This window comes from Enterobacter sp. 241F3 (genome assembly GCF_034106785.1).
GTDB lineage: Bacteria > Pseudomonadota > Gammaproteobacteria > Enterobacterales > Enterobacteriaceae > Enterobacter > Enterobacter vonholyi.
Genome location: NZ_JAWNDD010000005.1, coordinates 64,939 through 84,654 on the forward strand (window position 1 = coordinate 64,939; position 19,716 = coordinate 84,654).

The 19,716-nt window shown below is 59.6% G+C and carries 19 protein-coding genes; 2 read left to right on the forward strand and 17 right to left on the reverse strand.

The genetic code is table 11. The annotated features are described in order from the left end of the window. Positions 1-70 precede the first annotated feature (70 nt). From UR504_RS14595 to hpaG, 11 genes are all read right to left on the reverse strand, one after another. On the reverse strand, positions 71-988 hold the full coding sequence (locus UR504_RS14595) for a helix-turn-helix transcriptional regulator (RefSeq protein ID WP_302235644.1): 918 nt from the start codon (positions 986-988) through the stop codon (positions 71-73). 179 nt (positions 989-1,167) lie between these two features. Beyond that, complete coding sequence (locus tag UR504_RS14600) at positions 1,168-1,680, reverse strand: 4-hydroxyphenylacetate 3-monooxygenase reductase subunit (RefSeq protein ID WP_111964122.1); 513 nt, start codon at positions 1,678-1,680, stop codon at positions 1,168-1,170. A gap of 17 nt (positions 1,681-1,697) precedes the next feature. Then, positions 1,698-3,260 carry a 4-hydroxyphenylacetate 3-monooxygenase, oxygenase component gene (gene hpaB, locus UR504_RS14605; RefSeq protein WP_302235646.1) on the reverse strand — a complete coding sequence of 521 codons (1,563 nt, stop codon included), beginning with the start codon at positions 3,258-3,260 and terminating at the stop codon, positions 1,698-1,700. A 195-nt stretch (positions 3,261-3,455) separates the two neighbouring features. Beyond that, positions 3,456-4,346, reverse strand: a complete 891-nt coding sequence (hpaA, locus tag UR504_RS14610) for a 4-hydroxyphenylacetate catabolism regulatory protein HpaA (protein ID WP_048028628.1) — start codon at positions 4,344-4,346, stop codon at positions 3,456-3,458. Then, complete coding sequence (hpaX, locus tag UR504_RS14615; protein WP_302235652.1) at positions 4,318-5,670, reverse strand: 4-hydroxyphenylacetate permease; 1,353 nt, start codon at positions 5,668-5,670, stop codon at positions 4,318-4,320. Before hpaX ends, hpaA begins: the two co-directional genes overlap by 29 nt. A gap of 21 nt (positions 5,671-5,691) precedes the next feature. Then, a complete protein-coding gene (gene hpaI / locus UR504_RS14620) occupies positions 5,692-6,489 on the reverse strand; it encodes a 4-hydroxy-2-oxoheptanedioate aldolase (RefSeq protein ID WP_302235654.1) in 798 nt (265 codons plus the stop codon). 9 nt (positions 6,490-6,498) lie between these two features. Further along, entirely contained in the window at positions 6,499-7,302 is an 804-nt protein-coding gene (gene hpaH, locus UR504_RS14625; RefSeq protein ID WP_302235657.1) for a 2-oxo-hept-4-ene-1,7-dioate hydratase, read from the reverse strand. A 69-nt stretch (positions 7,303-7,371) separates the two neighbouring features. Next, complete coding sequence (locus UR504_RS14630) at positions 7,372-7,752, reverse strand: 5-carboxymethyl-2-hydroxymuconate Delta-isomerase (RefSeq protein WP_271368925.1); 381 nt, start codon at positions 7,750-7,752, stop codon at positions 7,372-7,374. Between the two features lie 9 nt (positions 7,753-7,761). Beyond that, positions 7,762-8,613, reverse strand: a complete 852-nt coding sequence (gene hpaD / locus UR504_RS14635) for a 3,4-dihydroxyphenylacetate 2,3-dioxygenase (protein WP_133293729.1) — start codon at positions 8,611-8,613, stop codon at positions 7,762-7,764. Positions 8,614-8,615: 2 nt separating this feature from the next. Next, positions 8,616-10,082: a 5-carboxymethyl-2-hydroxymuconate semialdehyde dehydrogenase gene (gene hpaE, locus UR504_RS14640; protein WP_025912116.1), complete on the reverse strand. Its 1,467-nt coding sequence runs from the start codon at positions 10,080-10,082 to the stop codon at positions 8,616-8,618. Further along, positions 10,079-11,356: a 4-hydroxyphenylacetate degradation bifunctional isomerase/decarboxylase gene (gene hpaG / locus UR504_RS14645; RefSeq protein ID WP_302235663.1), complete on the reverse strand. Its 1,278-nt coding sequence runs from the start codon at positions 11,354-11,356 to the stop codon at positions 10,079-10,081. Before hpaG ends, hpaE begins: the two co-directional genes overlap by 4 nt. 270 nt (positions 11,357-11,626) lie before the next feature. Between hpaG and hpaR the strand changes: the two genes are divergently transcribed. Both hpaR and tsr read left to right on the forward strand, forming a co-directional pair. Further along, positions 11,627-12,067, forward strand: a complete 441-nt coding sequence (gene hpaR / locus UR504_RS14650) for a homoprotocatechuate degradation operon regulator HpaR (protein ID WP_023334396.1) — start codon at positions 11,627-11,629, stop codon at positions 12,065-12,067. Positions 12,068-12,150: 83 nt separating this feature from the next. Further along, on the forward strand, positions 12,151-13,815 hold the full coding sequence (gene tsr, locus UR504_RS14655; protein ID WP_302235665.1) for a methyl-accepting chemotaxis protein: 1,665 nt from the start codon (positions 12,151-12,153) through the stop codon (positions 13,813-13,815). Between the two features lie 92 nt (positions 13,816-13,907). Here tsr and UR504_RS14660 read toward each other — a convergent pair whose 3' ends face one another. The 6 genes from UR504_RS14660 to UR504_RS14685 form a co-directional block, all read right to left on the reverse strand. Further along, complete coding sequence (locus tag UR504_RS14660; protein WP_302235667.1) at positions 13,908-14,414, reverse strand: GNAT family N-acetyltransferase; 507 nt, start codon at positions 14,412-14,414, stop codon at positions 13,908-13,910. 29 nt (positions 14,415-14,443) lie between these two features. After that, positions 14,444-14,917, reverse strand: coding sequence for a hypothetical protein (locus UR504_RS14665; protein ID WP_023615762.1), 474 nt, complete (start codon positions 14,915-14,917; stop codon positions 14,444-14,446). A 1-nt stretch (position 14,918) separates the two neighbouring features. Beyond that, the gene (locus UR504_RS14670; protein ID WP_302235670.1) at positions 14,919-15,659 is read right to left on the reverse strand and encodes a winged helix-turn-helix domain-containing protein; all 741 of its coding nucleotides are present in this window, start codon (positions 15,657-15,659) and stop codon (positions 14,919-14,921) included. A 124-nt stretch (positions 15,660-15,783) separates the two neighbouring features. Further along, on the reverse strand, positions 15,784-16,740 hold the full coding sequence (locus tag UR504_RS14675) for a spore coat U domain-containing protein (RefSeq protein WP_274241911.1): 957 nt from the start codon (positions 16,738-16,740) through the stop codon (positions 15,784-15,786). Then, positions 16,731-19,019, reverse strand: coding sequence for a fimbria/pilus outer membrane usher protein (locus UR504_RS14680; RefSeq protein WP_302235673.1), 2,289 nt, complete (start codon positions 19,017-19,019; stop codon positions 16,731-16,733). The genes UR504_RS14675 and UR504_RS14680 overlap by 10 nt, the downstream gene beginning before the upstream one ends. Beyond that, entirely contained in the window at positions 18,940-19,716 is a 777-nt protein-coding gene (locus tag UR504_RS14685; RefSeq protein ID WP_302235675.1) for a molecular chaperone, read from the reverse strand. Before UR504_RS14685 ends, UR504_RS14680 begins: the two co-directional genes overlap by 80 nt.

The following is a 19,716-nucleotide window of genomic DNA, read 5'->3' on the forward strand; positions in this document are numbered from 1 at the left end:
TGGTTGAAAGTGCCGGGTGAGCGGTCAAAGGCGGCGACGAGCGGTTTCGGCTCGCCGCCAGTGGGCGAAATTATGTGATTGAGATCACTTGATTATTCGGGTTGCGTTCCACTGCCAGATAGTTCTCCAGCGTTCTGATGAGCTTCTCCTTCAGCCAGCTCGGTTCCAGTATCTGAATATGGGGGAGCCAGTAGAACAGCAGCGGCAGGATCTGGTTCTCGTGTGCCGCCTGGCAGCGCAGCGTGACGCCGCCCTGGTGCTCCTCCAGCAGCTCCTGTTCCGGCAGAAGATCGCGGCGCAGGAAGTAATGTGAAATATTATCTTTAATAAATATTTTCACTGCGAAAGTATCTTCAGATACCCAAGGGTCGAGGCTTTTCTCCAGCAGCTCAAGGACATTTTCTTCAGGAGTGAAGGTCGTTTTCTGAATATCAAACCAGCTAATCTGGCTCAAGGAGAAGGATTTCAGGCGGCTATTTTCGGTGGCTTGTAAATACCATATATTTTTTTTGTTAATGAGTTTATAGGGATTAATCAGACGGGTTTTACCCTTATAAACGATCTGACAAACATTATGGTTTTTAATCGATTTCTCGATTTTCGTTAAATGACGGCGAATATCACGCTCTACCGTGTGTTCTGCTTCATTGCCAAGAATAAGAATATGGTTTTCGTCAACGCGCGTTTCAAGCTTCTGCCAGAATTCCGTATTTCTTTCAGGGAAAAAGCTGTCAGCATTCAGGAAGTTAGCAAGGGTGTGATGTAAGCCTTGTCCGCCGGGCGATTGTGCAGAATGGATCAGCCGATATAGGCCGTTACCGAAATGTTCAACAATGGGAGAGAGGGCATTTAAATCCCGGTAGACGGTACGCTCGGTAATTTTAAATTTCTCCATTAGCGCACTGCGGTTTACCACACCGTTTAAATGTAGCTCAACCAGAATATCGACCAGACGTTCAGCCGAGCGGCTACGCGTCGTTTTAGCCATAAGGTCATCCTGTATATTTAGGTATGCGCTGAATGATGCGGATGCACTGACAGGTAGTGTCAGTATTCAGTCACAGAAAATTTCTCTTATGGCTATATAACGGCGTGTTTTAGGGGAAACCTTAGGAGTTTTTGTAGAAAGCGGCGCTGGCCGGAAAAAAAGGCCAGCGCGAGGGGGCATCACAAGGCGGCTTCTGCCTCCAGCATGACCGGGTGGAAACGGCGCCTGAAGTAGATCAGGCCGTGTCCCGCGTCACTCAGGATAATGTTTTTAACTTCAACAAGGTAGACAAGATGCGTGCCGATGGTTTGCACCTGGCTAATCTCACCTTCAAGGCTGGCGAGCGCACCCTTGAGCACAGGCTGCGCCAGCGGCCCTTTCTGCCAGCAGGAGAGTGCAAAGCGCTCTTCCATCGTCATACCGGTCATCCCGGCGAAATGGCGAGCCATGATCTCCTGCTCGTGGTTCAGCACGTTAACGCACAGCCTGCCGTTGCCCTGGAATACCGGGTTCATGGCGCTGTTGGCGTTGATGCACACCATGACCGACGGCGGGGTGTCCGTGACCGAACAGACGGCGGTGGCGGTAATGCCGCAGCGGCCCGCCTCGCCCTCGGTGGTGACCACGTTTACCGCCGCCGACAGGCTACTCATTGCGTCGCGAAAACGCAGGCGTTGTTCATCTGAATGCATTGCAACCTCCCGCTGCGCTATTTCAGCAGCTTGTCGAGCATGTTGATATCGCTGTTGTTGTGCAGGTGCGGTACGGTCCAGCCGTGCTGGTCGTATTCGGACATGCAGCGGTCGACCATCGCCATCATCTTGTCCATGTTGCCGGAGCTCTGCGCCTGGCGCAGACACTGCAGGCGAATTTCATCCTGGCTGCCGGAGTAGTTAATTTCGTACAGCTCGTGACGACCGCCGAACTCGCTGCCGATGGCGTCCCACATCAGTTTCAAAATCTTGATGCGTTCGACGTGATCCATGCCGTTGGAGCCGCGCACGTATTTCGCCAGATACTGGTCGATCTGCGGATTGTTCAGATCCCGGGCGCTGGACGGCAGGTAAATCAGGCCGGACGTCACGTTACGCTCGATGATGTTCTTGATTTTGGCGTAGGCCATCGGCGCCATCACGCGGTAGGTTTGCAGCGCGGCATGATCCGGCAGATACGCGCCGTTAACCCACGGGGTGGCTTCGGAACACATGGAGTCGCTCAGCGCCCAGAACATGTTGCGCCAGGCCACCACTTCGCCGAGATCTGCCTGCACGCCGCGGAACTCAAGGGTACCGGTACATTCCAGGGATTTCTTCAGCAGGGCGGTGATGAAATCGAGTTTTACCGCCAGACGCACGCAGGCCTGCAGCGGGTACATGCGGGCGAAACCGCCTTCCATCGTCCAGCGACGGCAGCGGTCGAAATCGCGGTAGATCAGTACGTTTTCCCACGGGATAAGCACGTGATCCATCACCAGGATCGCGTCGTTCTCGTCAAAGCGGCTGGAGAGCGGGTAGTCGTAAGGGGAGCCGGTCGCGCCTGCCACCATCTCGTAGGAGGCGCGGGAGATCAGCTTCACGCCCTCGGCATCCATCGGCGCGACGAACATCAGCGCGAAGTCAGGGTTTTCGCCCATCACCTGCGCGGAGCCGAAGCCGATCATGTTGTAGTGGGTCAGCGCCGAGTTGGTGGCTACCACTTTCGCGCCGCTGACGATAATCCCGGCGTCGGTCTCTTTCTCCAGCTTGATGTAGACGTCTTTCACCTCGTCCGCCGGCTTGTGGCGATCGATCGGCGGGTTAACGATGGCGTGGTTGAAGTACAGGCCGGTTTCCTGAATGCGGGTGTACCAGTTCCGGGCGTTCTGCTCGAACTGGCCGTAGAAGGCCGGGTTAGCGCCGAGCGCGCAGCCGAAAGCGGCTTTGTAGTCCGGCGTGCGGCCCATCCAGCCGTAGCTCAGTCGCGACCACTCGGCGATGGCACCGCGCTGCTGGCGCAGGTCGTCGGCGCTTTTCGCCACGCGGAAGAACTTGTGGGTATAGCCGCCGCTGCCTGTGTCGGTGCCCCAGCACAGCGTGTCCTGCATGTCCGGCTTGTGCAGCGCGTCGTACATCTGTGCGATGGAGGCCGCCGCGTTGCGAAACGCCGGATGGGTAGTGACGTCTTTGACGCGCTCGCCGTAGATGTAAATCTCACGGCCGTCCTGCAGGCTTTTTAAATACTCTTCACCGGTTAACGGGCGTTTGGCGTCTGCGCGGAACTCTTCAGGCTTCATAGGGACCTCGTATCGGAATAGTGTTGTTAAATTTATGTTTTGTTTTTGTTGTTTAATTGAAGCCTGAGAGGGGCGTAACGTGAAGGGACGATTGGGACAACGACGGGTACTTTTCGGGTGGGATGTGGTTTTGTGATCTGTGCGGCTTTTCGGCGGGTGGCGCTGCGCTTACCCGCCCTACGAACCGTGATGCGTTCAGGAAACCGGTACTTTCTGCGCCCGATACGCGCTGGGCGAGCATCCCACTAAGCGGTTAAAAAAGCGGGCGAAATAGGCCGGATCTTTGAACCCCAGCTGCCAGGCAATCTCGCTGACCGTGCTGTCGGAGAAGAGCAGCAGGCGTCTGGCCTCCCGCAGCTGGCGGTCGAAGATCAGGCGTTTTGGCGGGCGGTTGGCGAAGCGGCGGCAGATATCGGTCAGGCGGGATTCGGTCAGGTGCAGCTCGCTGGCGTATTCCGGCACCGTCCAGTGCTGGTGGTAGTGGGTGTCGATCAGCTGGGTAAAGCGCTGGAACAGCTTCAGCTCGCCGCGCATGCCGCCTGAGGCGTGGTCGTCGAGCTTCGCGTTGCGCAGCAGCAGGGTAAACACCGCCTGCGCCAGCAGGACCAGAGTATGCTCGCGCCCGGGCAGCTGTTCCGTGGATTCGCGGGCGATCAGCTGCCAGTAGTGCTTCAGCGCCGCCAGCTCGTCCGGCTTATCCGCCAGCGAGAGGCAGATCCCCGGCAGGCCAAACGCCTCCCGCGTGCCGGGGTAGAGCACCTCCAGCAGCGGCCAGATCAGATCCTCACGGACCGTCAGAACGTGTCCGTCGCTGTCGGATTCGGTGATAAACGCGTGCGGCACCGACGGCGGCGTGAGGACGAACAGCGGGGCCTGCACCGAATAGCGGTGATCGTCGAGCTGGAGCTCAATCTGCCCGGTATCGAGAAAGTGCATCTGAAAGTACTGGTCGTGACGATGCGCCTGCATGTCGCGGCCAAAAAAGGCCGCCATGCGGGCAAATGACTGGTAGTGCACATCGTCGGTGCCCAGACTTTCGTCGTACTCCTTGCTGATATCAATGTTGGCGATAGGGTTCTGGCACACGATCGTTCCTCTGTTGATCCCGCTGCGTCATCGGGATGCGCGTCAGCACCAGCGCGCCGACCACCAGCAGCCCGGCCACAAACCACAGCCCCGAGCTGAAGCTGCCGGTCGCGTCGCGCAGGATCCCAATCAGCAGCGGGCTGACGGCGGAGCCGACGTTGCCGATGGCGTTGATTACCGCCAGCGCCACCGCGCGGGACTGCAGGCTAATAACCCGATCCGGCGTGGTCCAGAATATGGCCATGGCGGTAAACGATCCGGTTGAGGCCATGATGATGCCAAGCAGCTGGATCAGGCTGTGATCCGTCGCGGAGGCCAGCATCCATCCCGCCGCAGCGAACAGGTACGGCAGGATGGTGTGCTTTTTTCGCTCTTTCAGCCTGTCGGAGCGGCGGCTCCACCAGATCATCCCGAGGATGGTGCAAAACTGCGGGATCGCCGCCAGCAGACCGATGACGATGTTGCTGCTTCCCGTGTTAAAGCTTTGCAGGATCTGCGGCGTCCAGATGTTGATCGCACTCAGCGTATTGGTCAGGCAGAAGTAGGCCAGCGTGTAGAGCAGCACCGCCGGGGTCAGCACCTCGCGCAGCGTCGAACGCGGCGTGACGGATTGGGCAATCGCACCCTCCTGCTCGCGGGCGATCATCGTTTTGAGCGCCTGCTTTTCGTCCTCATCCAGCCAGGTGGCCTGGTCCGGCGTGTCGTTGAGGTAAAACCAGGTCACTACGCCGAGCACCACCGACGGCAGCCCTTCCAGCAGGAATAGCCACTGCCAGCCCTTGAGGTTCCACAGTCCGTCCATCGCCAGAATGTACCCGGAGAGGATCGAGCCGAGCATCATGGTGACCGGCATGGCAATCATAAACAGCGCGTTGGCGCGGGCGCGGTGATAGGCCGGGAACCACCAGGTGAGGTAGACCAGAATACCCGGCAGGAAACCGGCTTCGGCAATGCCCACCAGCATGCGCAGTACGTAGAGGGTTTCGGGGCTGGTGGCGAACATGGTGCAGGTAGAGGCAACTCCCCACACCACCATGATCCCGGCGATCCAGCGGCGTGCGCCGATCTTCGCCAGCATGATGTTGCTCGGAATGCCGCACAGCACGTAGGTGACGTAAAACAGCGTCGCGGCCAGGCCAAACATGGTTGACGTGAGGCCAAGATCTTTACCCATCGTCAGCCCGGCGAAGCCGATGTTGATGCGATCGAGAAACGAGAAGACAAACAGGATAAAAAGAAAAACGATCAGGCGACGGAACAGCTTGTGAATGACGCGATGTTCAACAGCTTTATTATCATGGGTTTGCAGGGTAGAGGTCGTCATGGTGCGCTCCAGATCTTACGTTTAGTAGACGGATTTATTGTTATTAACTGACGTAACCGGTTTTTCGATAAAACGTGCCGCCAGCGCTTCCGCGCCGCGGGCGAGCAGAGTGGTGTCGACGCCGACGGCAACAAACAGCGCGCCGAGTTCAAGATAGCGTTTTGCCAGCTGCTCGTTCGCCATCAGGATGCCGGGTGCTTTACCGGCAGCGCGTATCTGTGCGATCGCCTGCTCGATGGCGGCCTGCACCTCCGGGTGCTGCGGATTGCCGGCAAAGCCCATGTCGGCGCTCAGATCCGCCGGGCCGATAAACACGCCGTCGACGCCTTCCACGTCCAGGATCTGCGGCAGGTTTTTCAGCGCCTCGCGGGTTTCAATCTGCACCAGCACGCACATGGCGTCGTTGGCCTGCTGCAGGTAATCGGGAATGCGGTTCCAGCGCGACGCGCGCGCCAGTGCGCTGCCCACCCCGCGAATGCCTGCAGGCGGGTAGCGGGTGGCACGTACCGCCAGCCGCGCTTCGTCGGCGTTTTGCACCATCGGCACCAGCAGGGTTTGCGCGCCCACGTCCAGCAGCTGTTTGATCTGCACCGGGTCGTTCCACGACGGGCGGACCACCGGCTGGCTGGGATAAGGGGCGATAGCCTGCAGCTGGGTTAAGACGGTCTGCACGCTGTTCGGCGCGTGCTCGCCGTCGATCAGCAGCCAGTCGAATCCTGCTCCGGCCAGCAGCTCGGCGCTGTAGCTGCTGGTCAGCCCCAGCCATAACCCAATTTGCGGACGGCCTGCCTGCAGCGCCGCTTTAAATGCGTTTTGCATCGTGCTCTCCTAGACAAAGCGGCAGCTGATGGAGCCCATGTTGCCGTAATCGACGTGGAAGGTATCGCCCCTGCTGGCGGGCACCGGGCGGGTAAACGAGCCGCCGAGGATGATTTGCCCCGGCTCAAGCTGCACGTCGTACGGCGCAAGCTTGTTGGCCAGCCACGCCACGCCGTTGGCCGGGTGGTTAAGCACGCCTGCGGCCACGCCGGTCTCTTCGATCACGCCGTTGCGGTAGAGCAGGGCGGAGATCCAGCGCAGGTCCAGTTCGTCGGGCTTAATCGGACGGCCGCCGAGGATAACGCCCGCGTTGGCGGCGTTATCGGAGATGGTGTCGAACACCTTGCGCGGGCGCTGGGTCTCCGGGTCGACGTTGTGGCAGCGGGCGTCGATCAGCTCCAGCGCGGGGATGACGTAGTCCGTGGCGTTGTAGACGTCGAAGATAGTGCAGTTCGGGCCGCGCAGCGGTTTTGCCAGCACGAAGGCTAGCTCCACTTCAATGCGCGGGACGATGAAGCGGTCGACGGGAATGTCGCTGCCGTCGTGGAAGAACATGTCGTCCAGCAGCGCGCCGTAGTCCGGCTCGCTAATCTGCGAGCTGGCCTGCATCGCTTTGGAGGTGAGACCGATCTTGTGGCCCTTCAGCACGCGGCCTTCGGCAATCTTCAGGCTGACCCATTCGCGCTGGACGGCGTAGGCGTCTTCAATCGTAATCTCCGGATAGTCCAGCGAGATCGCGCGGATCTGCTCCCGGGACAGTTCCGCCTGATGCAGACGATGGGCGATCAGGGTATGGGTATGTTTGTCGAGCATGGCGATATCCTGTCTTATGTTTGTTTTCTCCCTCTCCCCAAAGGGGCGAGGGGACTGGCCGTGCCGGTATTACTTAAACAACGCGTGCACGTTGTTCTGTTTGTAATTAAGGGTCGGGTGCAGCTCGTCAAGCTCAAACGACAGCGCCAGGTAGCGGCTCGCCATCAGCTCCGCGAAGTGCGCTTTGATAAGCCCAAACAGCATCTCCCCCACGGCTTCCCGGCTCTCCAGGCTGCGCCCGGAACCAATCTTCAGCGTCATATGGACAAAGGCGTAATCGTGCCTGCCGTCGGCCATCTGCCAGGTGTCCAGCCAGTGGGCGCGGCTGCGGATACCGCCGAGCGGGAAGATGCCCGTGGCGGCGAGCGCCTCGTTCACTTTGGCGAACAGCCCCGGCAGGTCGGCCTGCTCGCGGATGTTGTCGGTACATTCAGCAATAAAGTGCGGCATGGTGGCTCCTTACGCGGGCAGGGGGAAAACGGCGTTGACCTGGCCGGTGCCGGAGCTGGCGAACAGCTCGGTGAGAAACTCCACCTTGCCGTCGTATTTGTCCCAGCCGAGCATGCCCAGGAGCATCACCGTGTCGTGCATGTTGCCCTCGCCGTAGCAGTAGTCGGCGTACTCCGGCAGCATGCTGCAGAATTCTTTGAACTGACCCTCGCGCCACAGCTTCACCACGCGTTCGTCCATCTGGCGGTCGAACTCGCGGGTGTAGCTGTTCATCCCTTCCTCGGCGCGCTGGTCGTCGATAAAGCGGTGCGACAGCGAGCCGCTGGCGAGCACCGCCACGGTGCCGTCATATTTTTCGATGGCGCTGACGATGGCCTCGCCCAGCCTGCGGCTGTCGGCGAAGTCGTGAACCGTGCAAAACGCCGAGATGGAGACCACCCTGAAGTGCTTATCCGCGTTCATGTAGCGCATCGGCACCAGCGTGCCATACTCCAGCTTCAGGCTCGGGATGTTGTGCGCTTTGGCGCGCACGCCGAGCTTCACCGCCTCGTCGGCGATGAGCTGGCCGAGTTCCGGATTGCCGTCGTAGTCGTAGGTCATGTCGCGGATAAAGTGCGGCAGCTCGTTGCTGGTGTAGACGCCCGAAAAATGGTCCGCACAGTTGATGTGGTACGCGCTGTTCACCAGCCAGTGGGTGTCGAAGACGATAATGGTATCGACGCCTAGCTCCCGGCAGCGCTTGCTAATTTCTTTATGCCCATCGATAGCGCCCTGGCGGCAGCCGTGGTTTTTGCCCGGCAGTTCGGAGAGATACATCGACGGTACGTGGGTGATTTTCGCCGCTAACGCTAATTTACCCATGCTCAGATCCCCCACTTTGGAATCGGATGGTCGCCCATGGAGATGCAGACGTTCTTCATCTCCGCGAATACCTCGAAGCTGTACTCGCCGCCCTCGCGGCCGGTGCCGGAGGCCTTCACGCCGCCAAACGGCTGGCGCAGGTCGCGCACGTTCTGGGTGTTGACGAACACCATGCCCGCTTCGATATTGCGCGCCAGACGCAGCACCTTGCTGACGTCCTGGGTCCAGATGTACGACGCCAGGCCGTACTCCACGTCGTTGGCCAGGCGCAGCCCTTCCGCTTCGTCCTTGAACGGCAGCAGGCAGGCCACCGGCCCGAAGATCTCCTCCTGCGCCACGCGCATGCGGTTGTCGACGTCCGCCAGCACGGTCGGGCGCAGGAAATTGCCGCCCTTCAGGTGCGCAGGCAGGTCGGTCGGTTTGTCCGGGCCGCCCGCCAGCAGGGTTGCGCCTTCCTCGATGCCGAGGCGGATGTAGCCGGAGACTTTTTCCCAGTGCTGCTGGCTAATCAGCGCGCCAATCTGGGTGTTCGGATCGGTCGGGTCGCCCACGCGCAGGCGGTTGGCGCGTTCGGCAAAGCGCTTGACGAATTCCGGGTAGATGCTCTGCTGGATAAAGATGCGAGAGCCCGCGGTGCAGCGCTCGCCGTTGATGGAGAAGATGGTGAACAGGGCGGCGTCCAGCGCGCGCTCGATGTCGGCGTCTTCAAAAATCAGCACCGGGGATTTGCCGCCCAGCTCCATGGAGTACTTCTTCAGCCCGGCGTTTTTCATGATGTTGCGCCCGGTGGCGGTGCCGCCGGTGAAGGAGACCGCGCGCACGTCGTGATGACGCACCAGCGCGTCGCCTGCCGTGGCGCCATAGCCCTGAACGACGTTCAGCACGCCCGCCGGAATACCCGCTTCGAGGGCCAGTTCGCCCAGACGGTCGGCGGTTAGCGGGGAGAGTTCAGACATTTTCAGCACCGCGGTATTACCTAAGGCGAGGCACGGCGCGACCTTCCAGGTGGCGGTCATAAACGGCACGTTCCACGGCGACACCAGCGCGCAGACGCCCACCGGCTGCACCAGGGTGTAGTTGAGCATCTTGTCGTCGACCGGGTAGGTTTTACCGTTCATCTGCTGGCACACCTCGGCGAAGAACTCGAAGTTGTGCGAGGCGCGCGGAATGAGCACGTTTTTGGTCTGGTGGATCGGCAGCCCGGTATCGGCGGTTTCCATGGCGGCGATCTCCGGCACGTTCTGGTCGATCAGATCGCCCAGACGACGCATCAGGCGCGCGCGCTCCTTCATCGGCAGATTAGCCCACTTCGGAAACGCCTCTTTGGCGGCGGCAACGGCCTGATGGATTTCGGCTTCTCCGCCTGAGGCCACTTCTGCCAGGACCTCGCCGGAGGCCGGGTTAGTGGTGTGGAAGTAGTCGCTGCCCGCGACGTTTTTACCGTTGATCCAGTGGTTAATCTTTTTCATTTTGCCGTCTCCTCACTCACAATTCGGTTCACCAGGCGTCCCACGCCTTCCACTTCAACCACCACCTCATCGCCCGGCACCACGTCGGACAGCCCCTTCGGCGTGCCGGTGGCAATCATGTCGCCCGGCTGCAGGGTCATAAAGTCGCTCAGGTAGGCGATCAGGTACGGGATGCTGAAGATCAGATCCGCCGTGGTGCCTTCCTGACGCAGCTCGCCGTTGACGAAGGTGCGCAGGGCGAGGCTGTGCGGGTCGGGAATGGCTTCTTTTAGCACGACGTTTGGGGAAATGGGGGTCAGCCCGTCGCGGCTTTTCACCCGCAGGTTCGGGCGGTAGTAGTTTTCCAGGTAGTCGCGGATGGCGTAGTCGTTGCAGACCGTATAGCCCGCAACATAGTCCATCGCCTCGGCTTCGCTCACCTTACGCGCCGTTTTGCTGATGACCACCACCAGCTCCGCTTCATAGTGCATGTACTCGATATTGTTCGGGCGCACCGACGTCTGGTTGTCGCCGTTGAAGGTGTTTGGCGCTTTGATAAATACCAGCGGCTCGGTGGGCGGCTTGAAGTCCAGCTCGCTGGCGTGATCGGCATAGTTCAGACCGAGGGCAAACAGCGTGGCGTGCGGCGGCGTGCGGTGCGTGTGAGCGACGTCGCGTTCATCTACCACCGGGTTTTCCAGCGGCGGAAAACCTGCCGCCAGAATACGCACCCGATCGCCCGGACGGATCTCAACGCGGCTTTGCGGGGTACCGAGCAATATCGCATCGCCGGGATTGAGGGTAGCGAACTCGCTCAGGGCGCTCAGCAGTTCGGCTGCGTTACGCTGAAGGTCGGCCGTGTTCCAGTGGTCCGCTTCGCGGCCGTTGATCTCGGTGATGATGGTCAGGTTATCCACGTTACCAACGGCGACCATTTCACCGAGCGGGCAAAATCCGTCACGGCATTTCGCCTTGATGGCAGGGCGGTAGAAGCTCTCTTCCGGCAGGCTCACCTCGTTGGCGAGCGCATATCCGGCGATGTACTCCGCGGCGTCCTCCACGCGCACCTTGCTGGCGGTTTTGCCCACGACCAGCGCCACCGTCGCGCCGCTCAGCACCGTTTCCCCCTGCGGGAACGAAATGGGCTCGCCCGCGCGGATCACCGTGTTATGCGGTTTGATAAACCACACCGCTGTTTTCGGCGGCGTGTTGTAGGGGGCTTTTTCAAAGGCCTCACGCCAGGCTTCACGCTGGCTTTGATGGTTGAGGGCGACGGCAAAAACGGTACCTTTCATTCACATACTCCTCAGGCCGGATGTCCGGTTTGGATTTCATTAATATGTTAATGATTTGGTTTTATGCTTTTGCTGTTTATTTCGCAATCAGAAGTGAAAAATTTGTGATATGAATAACAATAAATTTACATGTTGGATTTTATTAATATTTAAATCATAGAGTTAATAAAATTGACGGGTTTCTGTTAGACTTTTTGACGGAAAACGCGTTGTTTATAAAAACATCTTTTAGTGATTGTTTACTTGTTAATGATGTGAAGGGGAGACGCTATGCATGATTCATTAACCATCGCGCTGCTGCAGGCGCGGGAAGCGGCGATGTCCTATTTCCGCCCAATCGTGAAGCGCCATAACCTGACCGAGCAGCAGTGGCGCATTGTGCGCGTGCTGGCTGAACATCCGTCGATGGATTTTCACGATCTGGCGTTTCGCACCTGCATCCTGCGTCCCAGCCTGACCGGCATCCTGACGCGGATGGAGCGCGACGGCCTGGTGCTGCGCTTGAAGCCGGTGAACGACCAGCGCAAGCTGTACGTATCGCTGACCAAAGAGGGAAATGCGCTGTATGAACACGCCCAGGCGCAGGTCGAAGAGGCGTATCAGCAGATCGAGGCGGAATACACGCCGGAGAAGATGAAACAGCTGACGGCGCTGCTGGAAGAGTTTATTGAACTCGGAAACCGGCATAACGCAGCGCGGGAAGAAGAGTAAAAACCACAAATTCCAGGATGATTTTCGTAAAGTTTTCCCTTTCCAGGCCGAAAATTCTGTATCTGTCTGAGGAAAGAGAAAACATGTTAAACCGTATCAAGATTGTCACCAGCTTAATGCTGGTTTTAGCGATATTTGGCCTTTTACAACTCACGTCCGGTGGTCTTTTCTTTAATGCCCTTAAGAATGACAAAGAGAATTTCACCGTCCTGCAAACCATTCGCCAGCAACAATCCACGCTGAACGCCAGCTGGGTAGCATTGCTGCAAACCCGTAATACCCTGAACCGTGCGGGTATCCGCTACATGATGGATCAGAGCAATATCGGCAGCGGCGCGACCGTTAACGATTTGATGCAAATCGCGTCTACGTCTCTGAAACAGGCGGAAAAAAACTGGGCTGCCTATGAAGCCCTGCCGCGCGATCCGCGTCAAAGCGATGCGGATGCCATGGAGATCAAGCGTAACTATGATATTTACCACGGCGCGCTGGCGGAGCTGATTCAGCTGCTGGGCGCGGGCAAAATCAACGCCTTCTTCGACCAGCCGACCCAGAGCTATCAGGACGGTTTTGAGAAGCAGTACGTGAGCTACCTGCAGCAGAACGACAAGCTGTATCAGACGGCGGTCGAAGACAGCAACAGCTCCTACAGCCAGGCTATCTGGGTGCTGATTAGCGTCCTGATTGCCGTGCTGGTGGTGATCGTGGCCGTCTGGCTGAACATTAAGCAGACGCTGATCTCTCCGCTGAATCGTCTGATCGACAACATTCGCCATATCGCCAGCGGCGACCTGGTGAAGCGTATTGAGGTTCAGGGCACCAACGAGATGGGTGAACTGGCCGACTCGCTGCGTCATATGCAGGGCGAACTGGTGCGTACCGTTGGCGACGTGCGTAACGGCGCGAATGCGATCTACAGCGGCGCGAGCGAAATTGCGATGGGCAACAACGACCTCTCCTCCCGTACTGAGCAGCAGGCCGCTTCCCTGGAAGAGACCGCTGCCAGCATGGAGCAGCTGACGGCGACCGTTAAGCAGAACGCCGAAAACGCCCGTCAGGCAAGCCATCTTGCCCTGAGCGCCTCTGAAACCGCTCAGAAAGGCGGCAAAGTGGTGGACAACGTGGTGCAGACCATGCGCGATATCGCGGGTAGTTCGCAGAAAATTGCCGACATTATCAGCGTGATCGACGGCATTGCTTTCCAGACCAACATTCTGGCACTGAACGCGGCGGTAGAAGCGGCGCGTGCGGGCGAGCAGGGTCGTGGTTTTGCGGTGGTGGCAGGTGAAGTGCGTAACCTGGCCCAGCGCAGCGCCCAGGCGGCACGCGAGATCAAGAGCCTGATTGAAGACTCCGTGGGCCGCGTGGAAGTAGGCTCAACGCTTGTCGAGAGCGCCGGTGAAACCATGGGTGAGATCGTGAATGCGGTAACACGCGTCACGGACATCATGGGTGAAATCGCCTCTGCGTCTGACGAGCAGAGCCGCGGTATCGACCAGGTGGGCCTGGCGGTAGCAGAGATGGATCGCGTGACCCAGCAGAACGCCTCGCTGGTTGAGGAATCTGCCGCAGCGGCGGCCGCCCTTGAAGAGCAGGCAAGCCGTCTGACGCAGGCCGTGGCGGTGTTCCGCATTCAGCAGGAGCAGATGAAAGCTCGCGAATTCGCTTCTGCGAAAACCGTTGCAGCACCGGCGATGACGCGTAAAGCGGTTACCGCTGACGCAGGTGATAACTGGGAAACCTTCTAACGCCGTATGTTGTGCCGGGTGGCGGCTACGCCTTACCCGGCCTACGGTTCAGGGTTTTGTAGGCCCGGTAAGCGCAGCGCCACCGGGCGATATTACAGAGGCAGGCGCATGGCGCAGCGCGTTTTATACGCGAAGCCGTGCGCTGTCTCTTCTTCCCTTTTCCGACGCAGTTCAGGCGTCAGCGTCGTCATTTTTTCAAACCCCAGCCGAGCATAGAACGGCGCATTCCACGGTACGTTCCTGAACGTCGTCAACGTCAGCGCTGTCAGCCCCCTGTTACGTGCATGGTCTGCCGCGCAGGCGATGAGCTGCCTGCCGATCCCTTTTCCCTGCGAGTGCAGATCGACCGAGAGTTCGACAATAAACAGTGATGACGAATGGGCTTCGGCGAGGATAAACCCGACGGGGTGGTCGTTTGCCAGCGCCAGCCAGCTTAGCCCGCGTTCGACATAGCCGAGGTGTTGGTCAGTTGAAATGACCTCGCCATCGGCAAGCCAGGCGAGTTCCGGGTCTTCCCGAAAGCGCTCCCCCGCCGCGCGTTCAATGGCGGGCAGGGCGGCAACGTCGTTGCGGGTGGTAGGGCGAATGCGAATAGTCATGGCGGCAAGTATAGCCTGACCCGTCGACATTATTCCGAGCAGATCAGCACCGGCGAATAGAAATTGCTGATCACCAGCGCGTCTTCCGGCGTGCGCTCTATTGTCAGGAGCCTTTTATTGCCCAGCGTCAGGCCGGCAACGTATTTTTCAAAGACCCCGGGCGGCATGGCGTCATGGCTAAAACGCTCCACTTTTTGAATAGCAATCTCATACAGTTCGCCCTCCACGTGACGCCATTTAAACATCTCCTGGCGGGAAACCTCCCAGCTGCGCGGGGCATTCACTACGCTGCCGTTAACCGTGATGTACCCCGTTTTGTCGGGATGAAAACGCATAATGATCTCACCGTCAAAGGTGAAATCGTGGCTGTCGCGCCGGTCGGAGAAGGTCAGGTTTCCATCGCAGGCCACCGACAGCGGGGGCGTGTGAAAGTACCACGCCGTCACGGCGCCCAGCAGCAGCAGGTTGAGGAACAGGATTAGCCAAACTTTTTTGTGTCTCATATCACCACTCGTAATAGTAAAGCGTACGACAGGCGCTGGCTTTACCCCGCGTGAGGGAACATTGGGAGAGCACCAGCCGCCCTTCGTGGCCGTAGAAAAGCGTTCTCTGAATGTGCATGTAGAAAATTGAATTTTTCAGGCACGGAAGATGGCCGTCCTTCTGAAGCGTTTGCGCCAGCGTTATTGCCTTCCCGTGAAATACATCCGCCAGCGGCGTAAAGGTGTAGACCGGGCAGGTGCCGATATGCGTCAGCAGATGGATCTCCCTTTGTGAATTTTCTGGCTTGATCAGCGCGATCCAGAGGCATAGCGCAACGACGATCAGCGTGAGCGCGCCGCAGAACAGCCATTCCGGGCGAACGCGCCATGCAGGTTTTGCCGTTTCGGCGGCCGGCGGGGCCTCCTCCAGCGGGGTGACCGTGACGTCCGCGCTGAGCATAAAGCCCGTTTTCGGTACGGTAACGATAAGCAGCGCGTCGGGAAGCAGGGCCGCCAGCATCTTGCGCAGAATGCTGATGTACTGGTTTAAGGAGTTGTTAGAGCCCTGGAGCCCTCGCCGATCCCAGACTTCCTGGAGAAAGGTTTCCCGTTCAACCACGTTCCCATGATGCTGAACCAGCAGCTTCATGATGGTATTGGCCGTACAGGTGAGGAGCTGCGCATCCTCATCCGGCGCATTGATAAGAGAAACAGAACCGTCCTCGTCGTTATAGACGATGGCGTCAGCAAGCAGGTATTTCATAAGTTGTTGTAATAAAAACAGAGATAAAAATAAAAGAGAAGGTCTACGCCTTCCGGGCTGCATTGCTGGCTATTTTAACGCCACTGTTACCGATAACATTGATCCAGACAGGATTTTGGGTGGTTTAATAAGTTAGCGTGATAATCACGTCATCAATAAATTCCCCGGTACCGGTTAGCGGCTGTGCCGGAACCTCGCCATAAACGGTGTAGTTCTGGGTGCCGCCTGCGGGATTGGTGACCTGCAGCGCATCGCCGCTGCTTCGATCTCCCCAGCGTTGCGTGGCCGCCTCATCCTGCCAGAGCCCGTAGCGCAGGCACTGGCCCTCGCTGTTGCAGAGCTGCCGCTGGTTACCGCTGGCATGGTTGCCTTTGCCCATGGCAAGGGTGAACGCGGTTCCGGCCGGACAGCGCGTGGTGAGGGTGGCGGTGGAACGTGTCGGACGCAGGGTTGCGGTGCTGGTCAGGGTGCCGAAGTTAAGGGGCGTCACGCGCTCGATGTAGCATCCCTGGCTGATTTCGGCCTGTGCGCTGGTGCCGCCCTGCACCTGCTCCCCCTCTGCGGAACCGTCCGAGCAGTTTTGCAGGGCATCCTGACGCAGGGCGCTGTGCCAGGCGATACGCAGATTCATGTTGTAGTTGTAATAGTGGTAGGCCGGAAGCTGGCTTTGCCCTGCCGGAATGGTAGCGATAAGCGGAAAGGTACCGCTGACGTTGGCATTGCTTTGCGCGGCCAGAGTCTGCTGAATCAGGTTCCCGCTGCTGGCAGGCCCCAGCTCCTGAGAGCGCGCTGCGCCGTTCAGCAGGCGGAAGAGGAGGGTGTACTGTTTTCCCTCCTGGTCCCCCGGCGAGATCATCTCAAAGGGCGGGGCGTCTACGCTGCTCAGGCAGACGTTAAGATATTCCGTCCTGCCCTCGTTGTCGGCCTGGCAGCTAAATTTGACCTCGGTGTTGACGGAGGTGGTATTGCCCGCCACGACGTTGCCAAAGTTAATGGCGGGCATGGAGGTTATCCAGCAGGCTGCCGCCATCGCCTTCACGGACAGGACGAGCAGCAATAATAACGGTGCTCTTAATGACACAGTTGTTCTCCGATGTTCTGTATAGATGACCCGGTGCGCGGCGCCGGAAGCGTGACCCGGCACTCTTCCTCACCGGTTTTCACCACCAGTTCACCCGGCAGGGGCGGATCTTCAAGCCAGATAAAGCCATCGCGTCCCACGATGGTGGCACCCTGCGGCGTTGACACGACGCTGCCCAGCGGGAGCGGCCTGCGGCGGCTGTCGACCAGCCGGGCCTGAACCGTGACGGCATGATGGACGTTAAAATCGACTTTGACCGCGCTGCTGTTGCCCGGTCTGGCATGCATGTCGGTGACGGGGGCGATCACATCGGCGGGCAGATCGAGCGGGTTAATGCTGACTTTGCTGTTGTGGTAGCGCGGCAGGTCGGTCAGCAGAAGATAACCGTCCTCATCCGTTTCACCGGCCGGGCGGTTTTCCAGCATCACCGGTACGTGCCCAATGCCGTGCGTGGACACCAGCGCCATGCCCTGCTGGATGTAGCGCAGCGCGTGCAGGCTGCCGTCCAGCAGCGTCAGGCTACCTTCGGCGGAGGCGTACTGGTTGCCCTGGCTGGCACCCTGCTGCAGCCCAACGTGCCATTCGCCCGCTCGGCCCAGATAGCCTACGTCCGCATATCTTTCACGTCGTTCGCCAAAGCCCTGGCCCAGCTCCCATGACCAGCCGCCGGCCTCATCGTCTGGCTGGTGGCGGTAATCCATGCGCGACGTATCCCGGCTGGCCTGAGCGGAGAGCGTGTCCTCGCGACCCAATGGGACGGAAAGCAGCAGCTGAACGTGGCTCGACGCGTCCGTAAACGAGCGGGTATAGCTCAGCGTGGTGGAGATGTGTGCCGGCAGCGACACCGACCAGGAGGCGTTGAGGTAGCGCTCTGTGCTGCCCTGAATGTTCTGCTGTACCCAGCCCGCACCCACGGTGCCGAAGTGGGGGATGGACTGGCTTACCCACACGCTGTCGCTGCGTCTGACGGGCGCGGCACCGCTCATGCGGGCGTTGTCGGCGAAATCCGCCCCGGTACGGACGGTGCTGGCAGAAATGCCCGTTCCTCTGCCGTTCCACTGCCAGCCGAGGCCCCACTGAACGCCCTGCCCGTAAGGGCTGTCGCTCACGGCAACGTGCTGGCTGACCACCCCTACGGCGGGGGAGACCAGCCAGTCAGCGCCCGTACCCACGTTGTGCAGCCTGCGCTGCTGCTCCGTATGCAGCGCCAGCGTCAGGTGATTATTCACCCCATAGCGCCAGCCCGCGTCCAGCAGCGGCGAGGCGGCATAGTCGTCGGAGTGCAGGGCGTAGTTTTCCCGCATCCAGCCGATGTCCAGCGAACCGCTGCTGAGCCCTTCCGCCAGCATGCCCGGCGCGCCGTAGAGATCGAGCTGTACGGTGCGACGCTGGCCGTTGATATCGGTAATCACCACCTCCGCCTGCCCGCTGCCGGTGAAGGAGGGCAGGGTATCCAGCAGAAAGTCTCCCGGCGTGACGCGCTGGCTGCTCTGCTTAAGGCCGTCGATATACAAATCGACCGTGGAAGGCAGCACGGCCGTGTCGCTGTAGCGGCTGCGCGGTTCGGTATTGAGCTGGGGATTAAGCTCAAAGTTACGTGCCCAGTGCAGACCGCCAAAGCGTACCTGCCGGCTCCAGCGGGTGCCGGTGGTGATGCTGTCGCCCAGCGCCAGCGTGGTCAGCGAGTCGGTGTTGTCCCACTGCCAGCGGGTTTCGAGACGCGTGTGGGTAGGCCGACCGGCGCTGTTTTCCTCCCCGGCATGGCTTGAAAAACTGCTGCTGAACGTTCCGGGTAGCCCACCGGACGCGGTCAGCATGGTCTGGGCGTTAAGCTGGCGCTTCCCCTGCACGTCGCTGGCGTAAAGCGCGTATCCGAGCGTATAGGCGTTGACGGGCTGCGCATCAGGATAGCGGTACATCGGCGTGGGCCTTGAGACGGTCAGATGCTGCTGGCCCTCGAGCGCGTCTGCTTCTGCGGTAATTGACACCTGCTGGGACAGCACGTCGAGATTGACCTTCAGGCCCGGCAGGGAGGTTAGCTCAACCCACTCTGCGCGATCGTCCGGGGCGTGAAGCCCCAGCTTTTTTATGTCGCTGCGGCTTATCCATAGCGCATTATCCACCACCCGGCAGGCCCACAGCTCGCCTCGCGGGGCGTGGTTCACGGTAATGGCCAGCCATTGTACGGTGTCGGCGGGTTCAGCCCGGGCTGACAGCATGAGCGGTAGCCAAAACAGGAGCGCGAGAAGCGAGCGGGCGCAGGGGTATCTGGCTGGCATGATGGTCATCATTGAGATAGACGCGCAGCGAGCTGAGCGCGTGACGTGAAGCATGTTTAAGCGGTAGAAGAGCGGTTTGTCCCGGGAGCACATAGCCCGCCAGGCCTTTAATCGACCCTACAACCTGCCTATCGGCCGTCAGGGCCTCAAGGTGGCTCAGGCGGATATGGCGGTTTCCGGCGTTAAAGCAGCGGAGAGTGGCCGGTATGTCTGCCTGCTCACAGCTCAGGGCATCGTGGCTGACGGGCGCGCTCTGGTTCCCGGCAATAAACACCGGAATCGAGTAGCGCAGCAGGAAGTGCACCGCGGTGGGATTGGCGGCGCGGGACGTGGCGTCCGGCAGTTCGTCGATGACCAGCCGGTAACTTTGCTCCTGTGCACGGTTGCCTGGCTGCATGACGATAATGCGCACCAGCTGCTGCTGGCCCGGTGCCAGTGATGTCATCGCCGGGCTGGTGACCACCTCCCCGGTGTTCACCAGAACATCTTTACCGTTTTTTTGCGTCCATTCGTACACCCGAATCTGCGCATGGATGGCCGCTTTCCCACTGTTAGTGAGATAGACCGCCGCTGCCCGCTGGTCGCTCTGCAGATCGAGCGTTACCGGGGCCACCTGAAGCGTGGCGGCCAGCGCGTAGCGTGACAGCAGCGCCAGCATCATGAGCCATAGAATGAAGCAGGGAAGGTAGCGACGCAC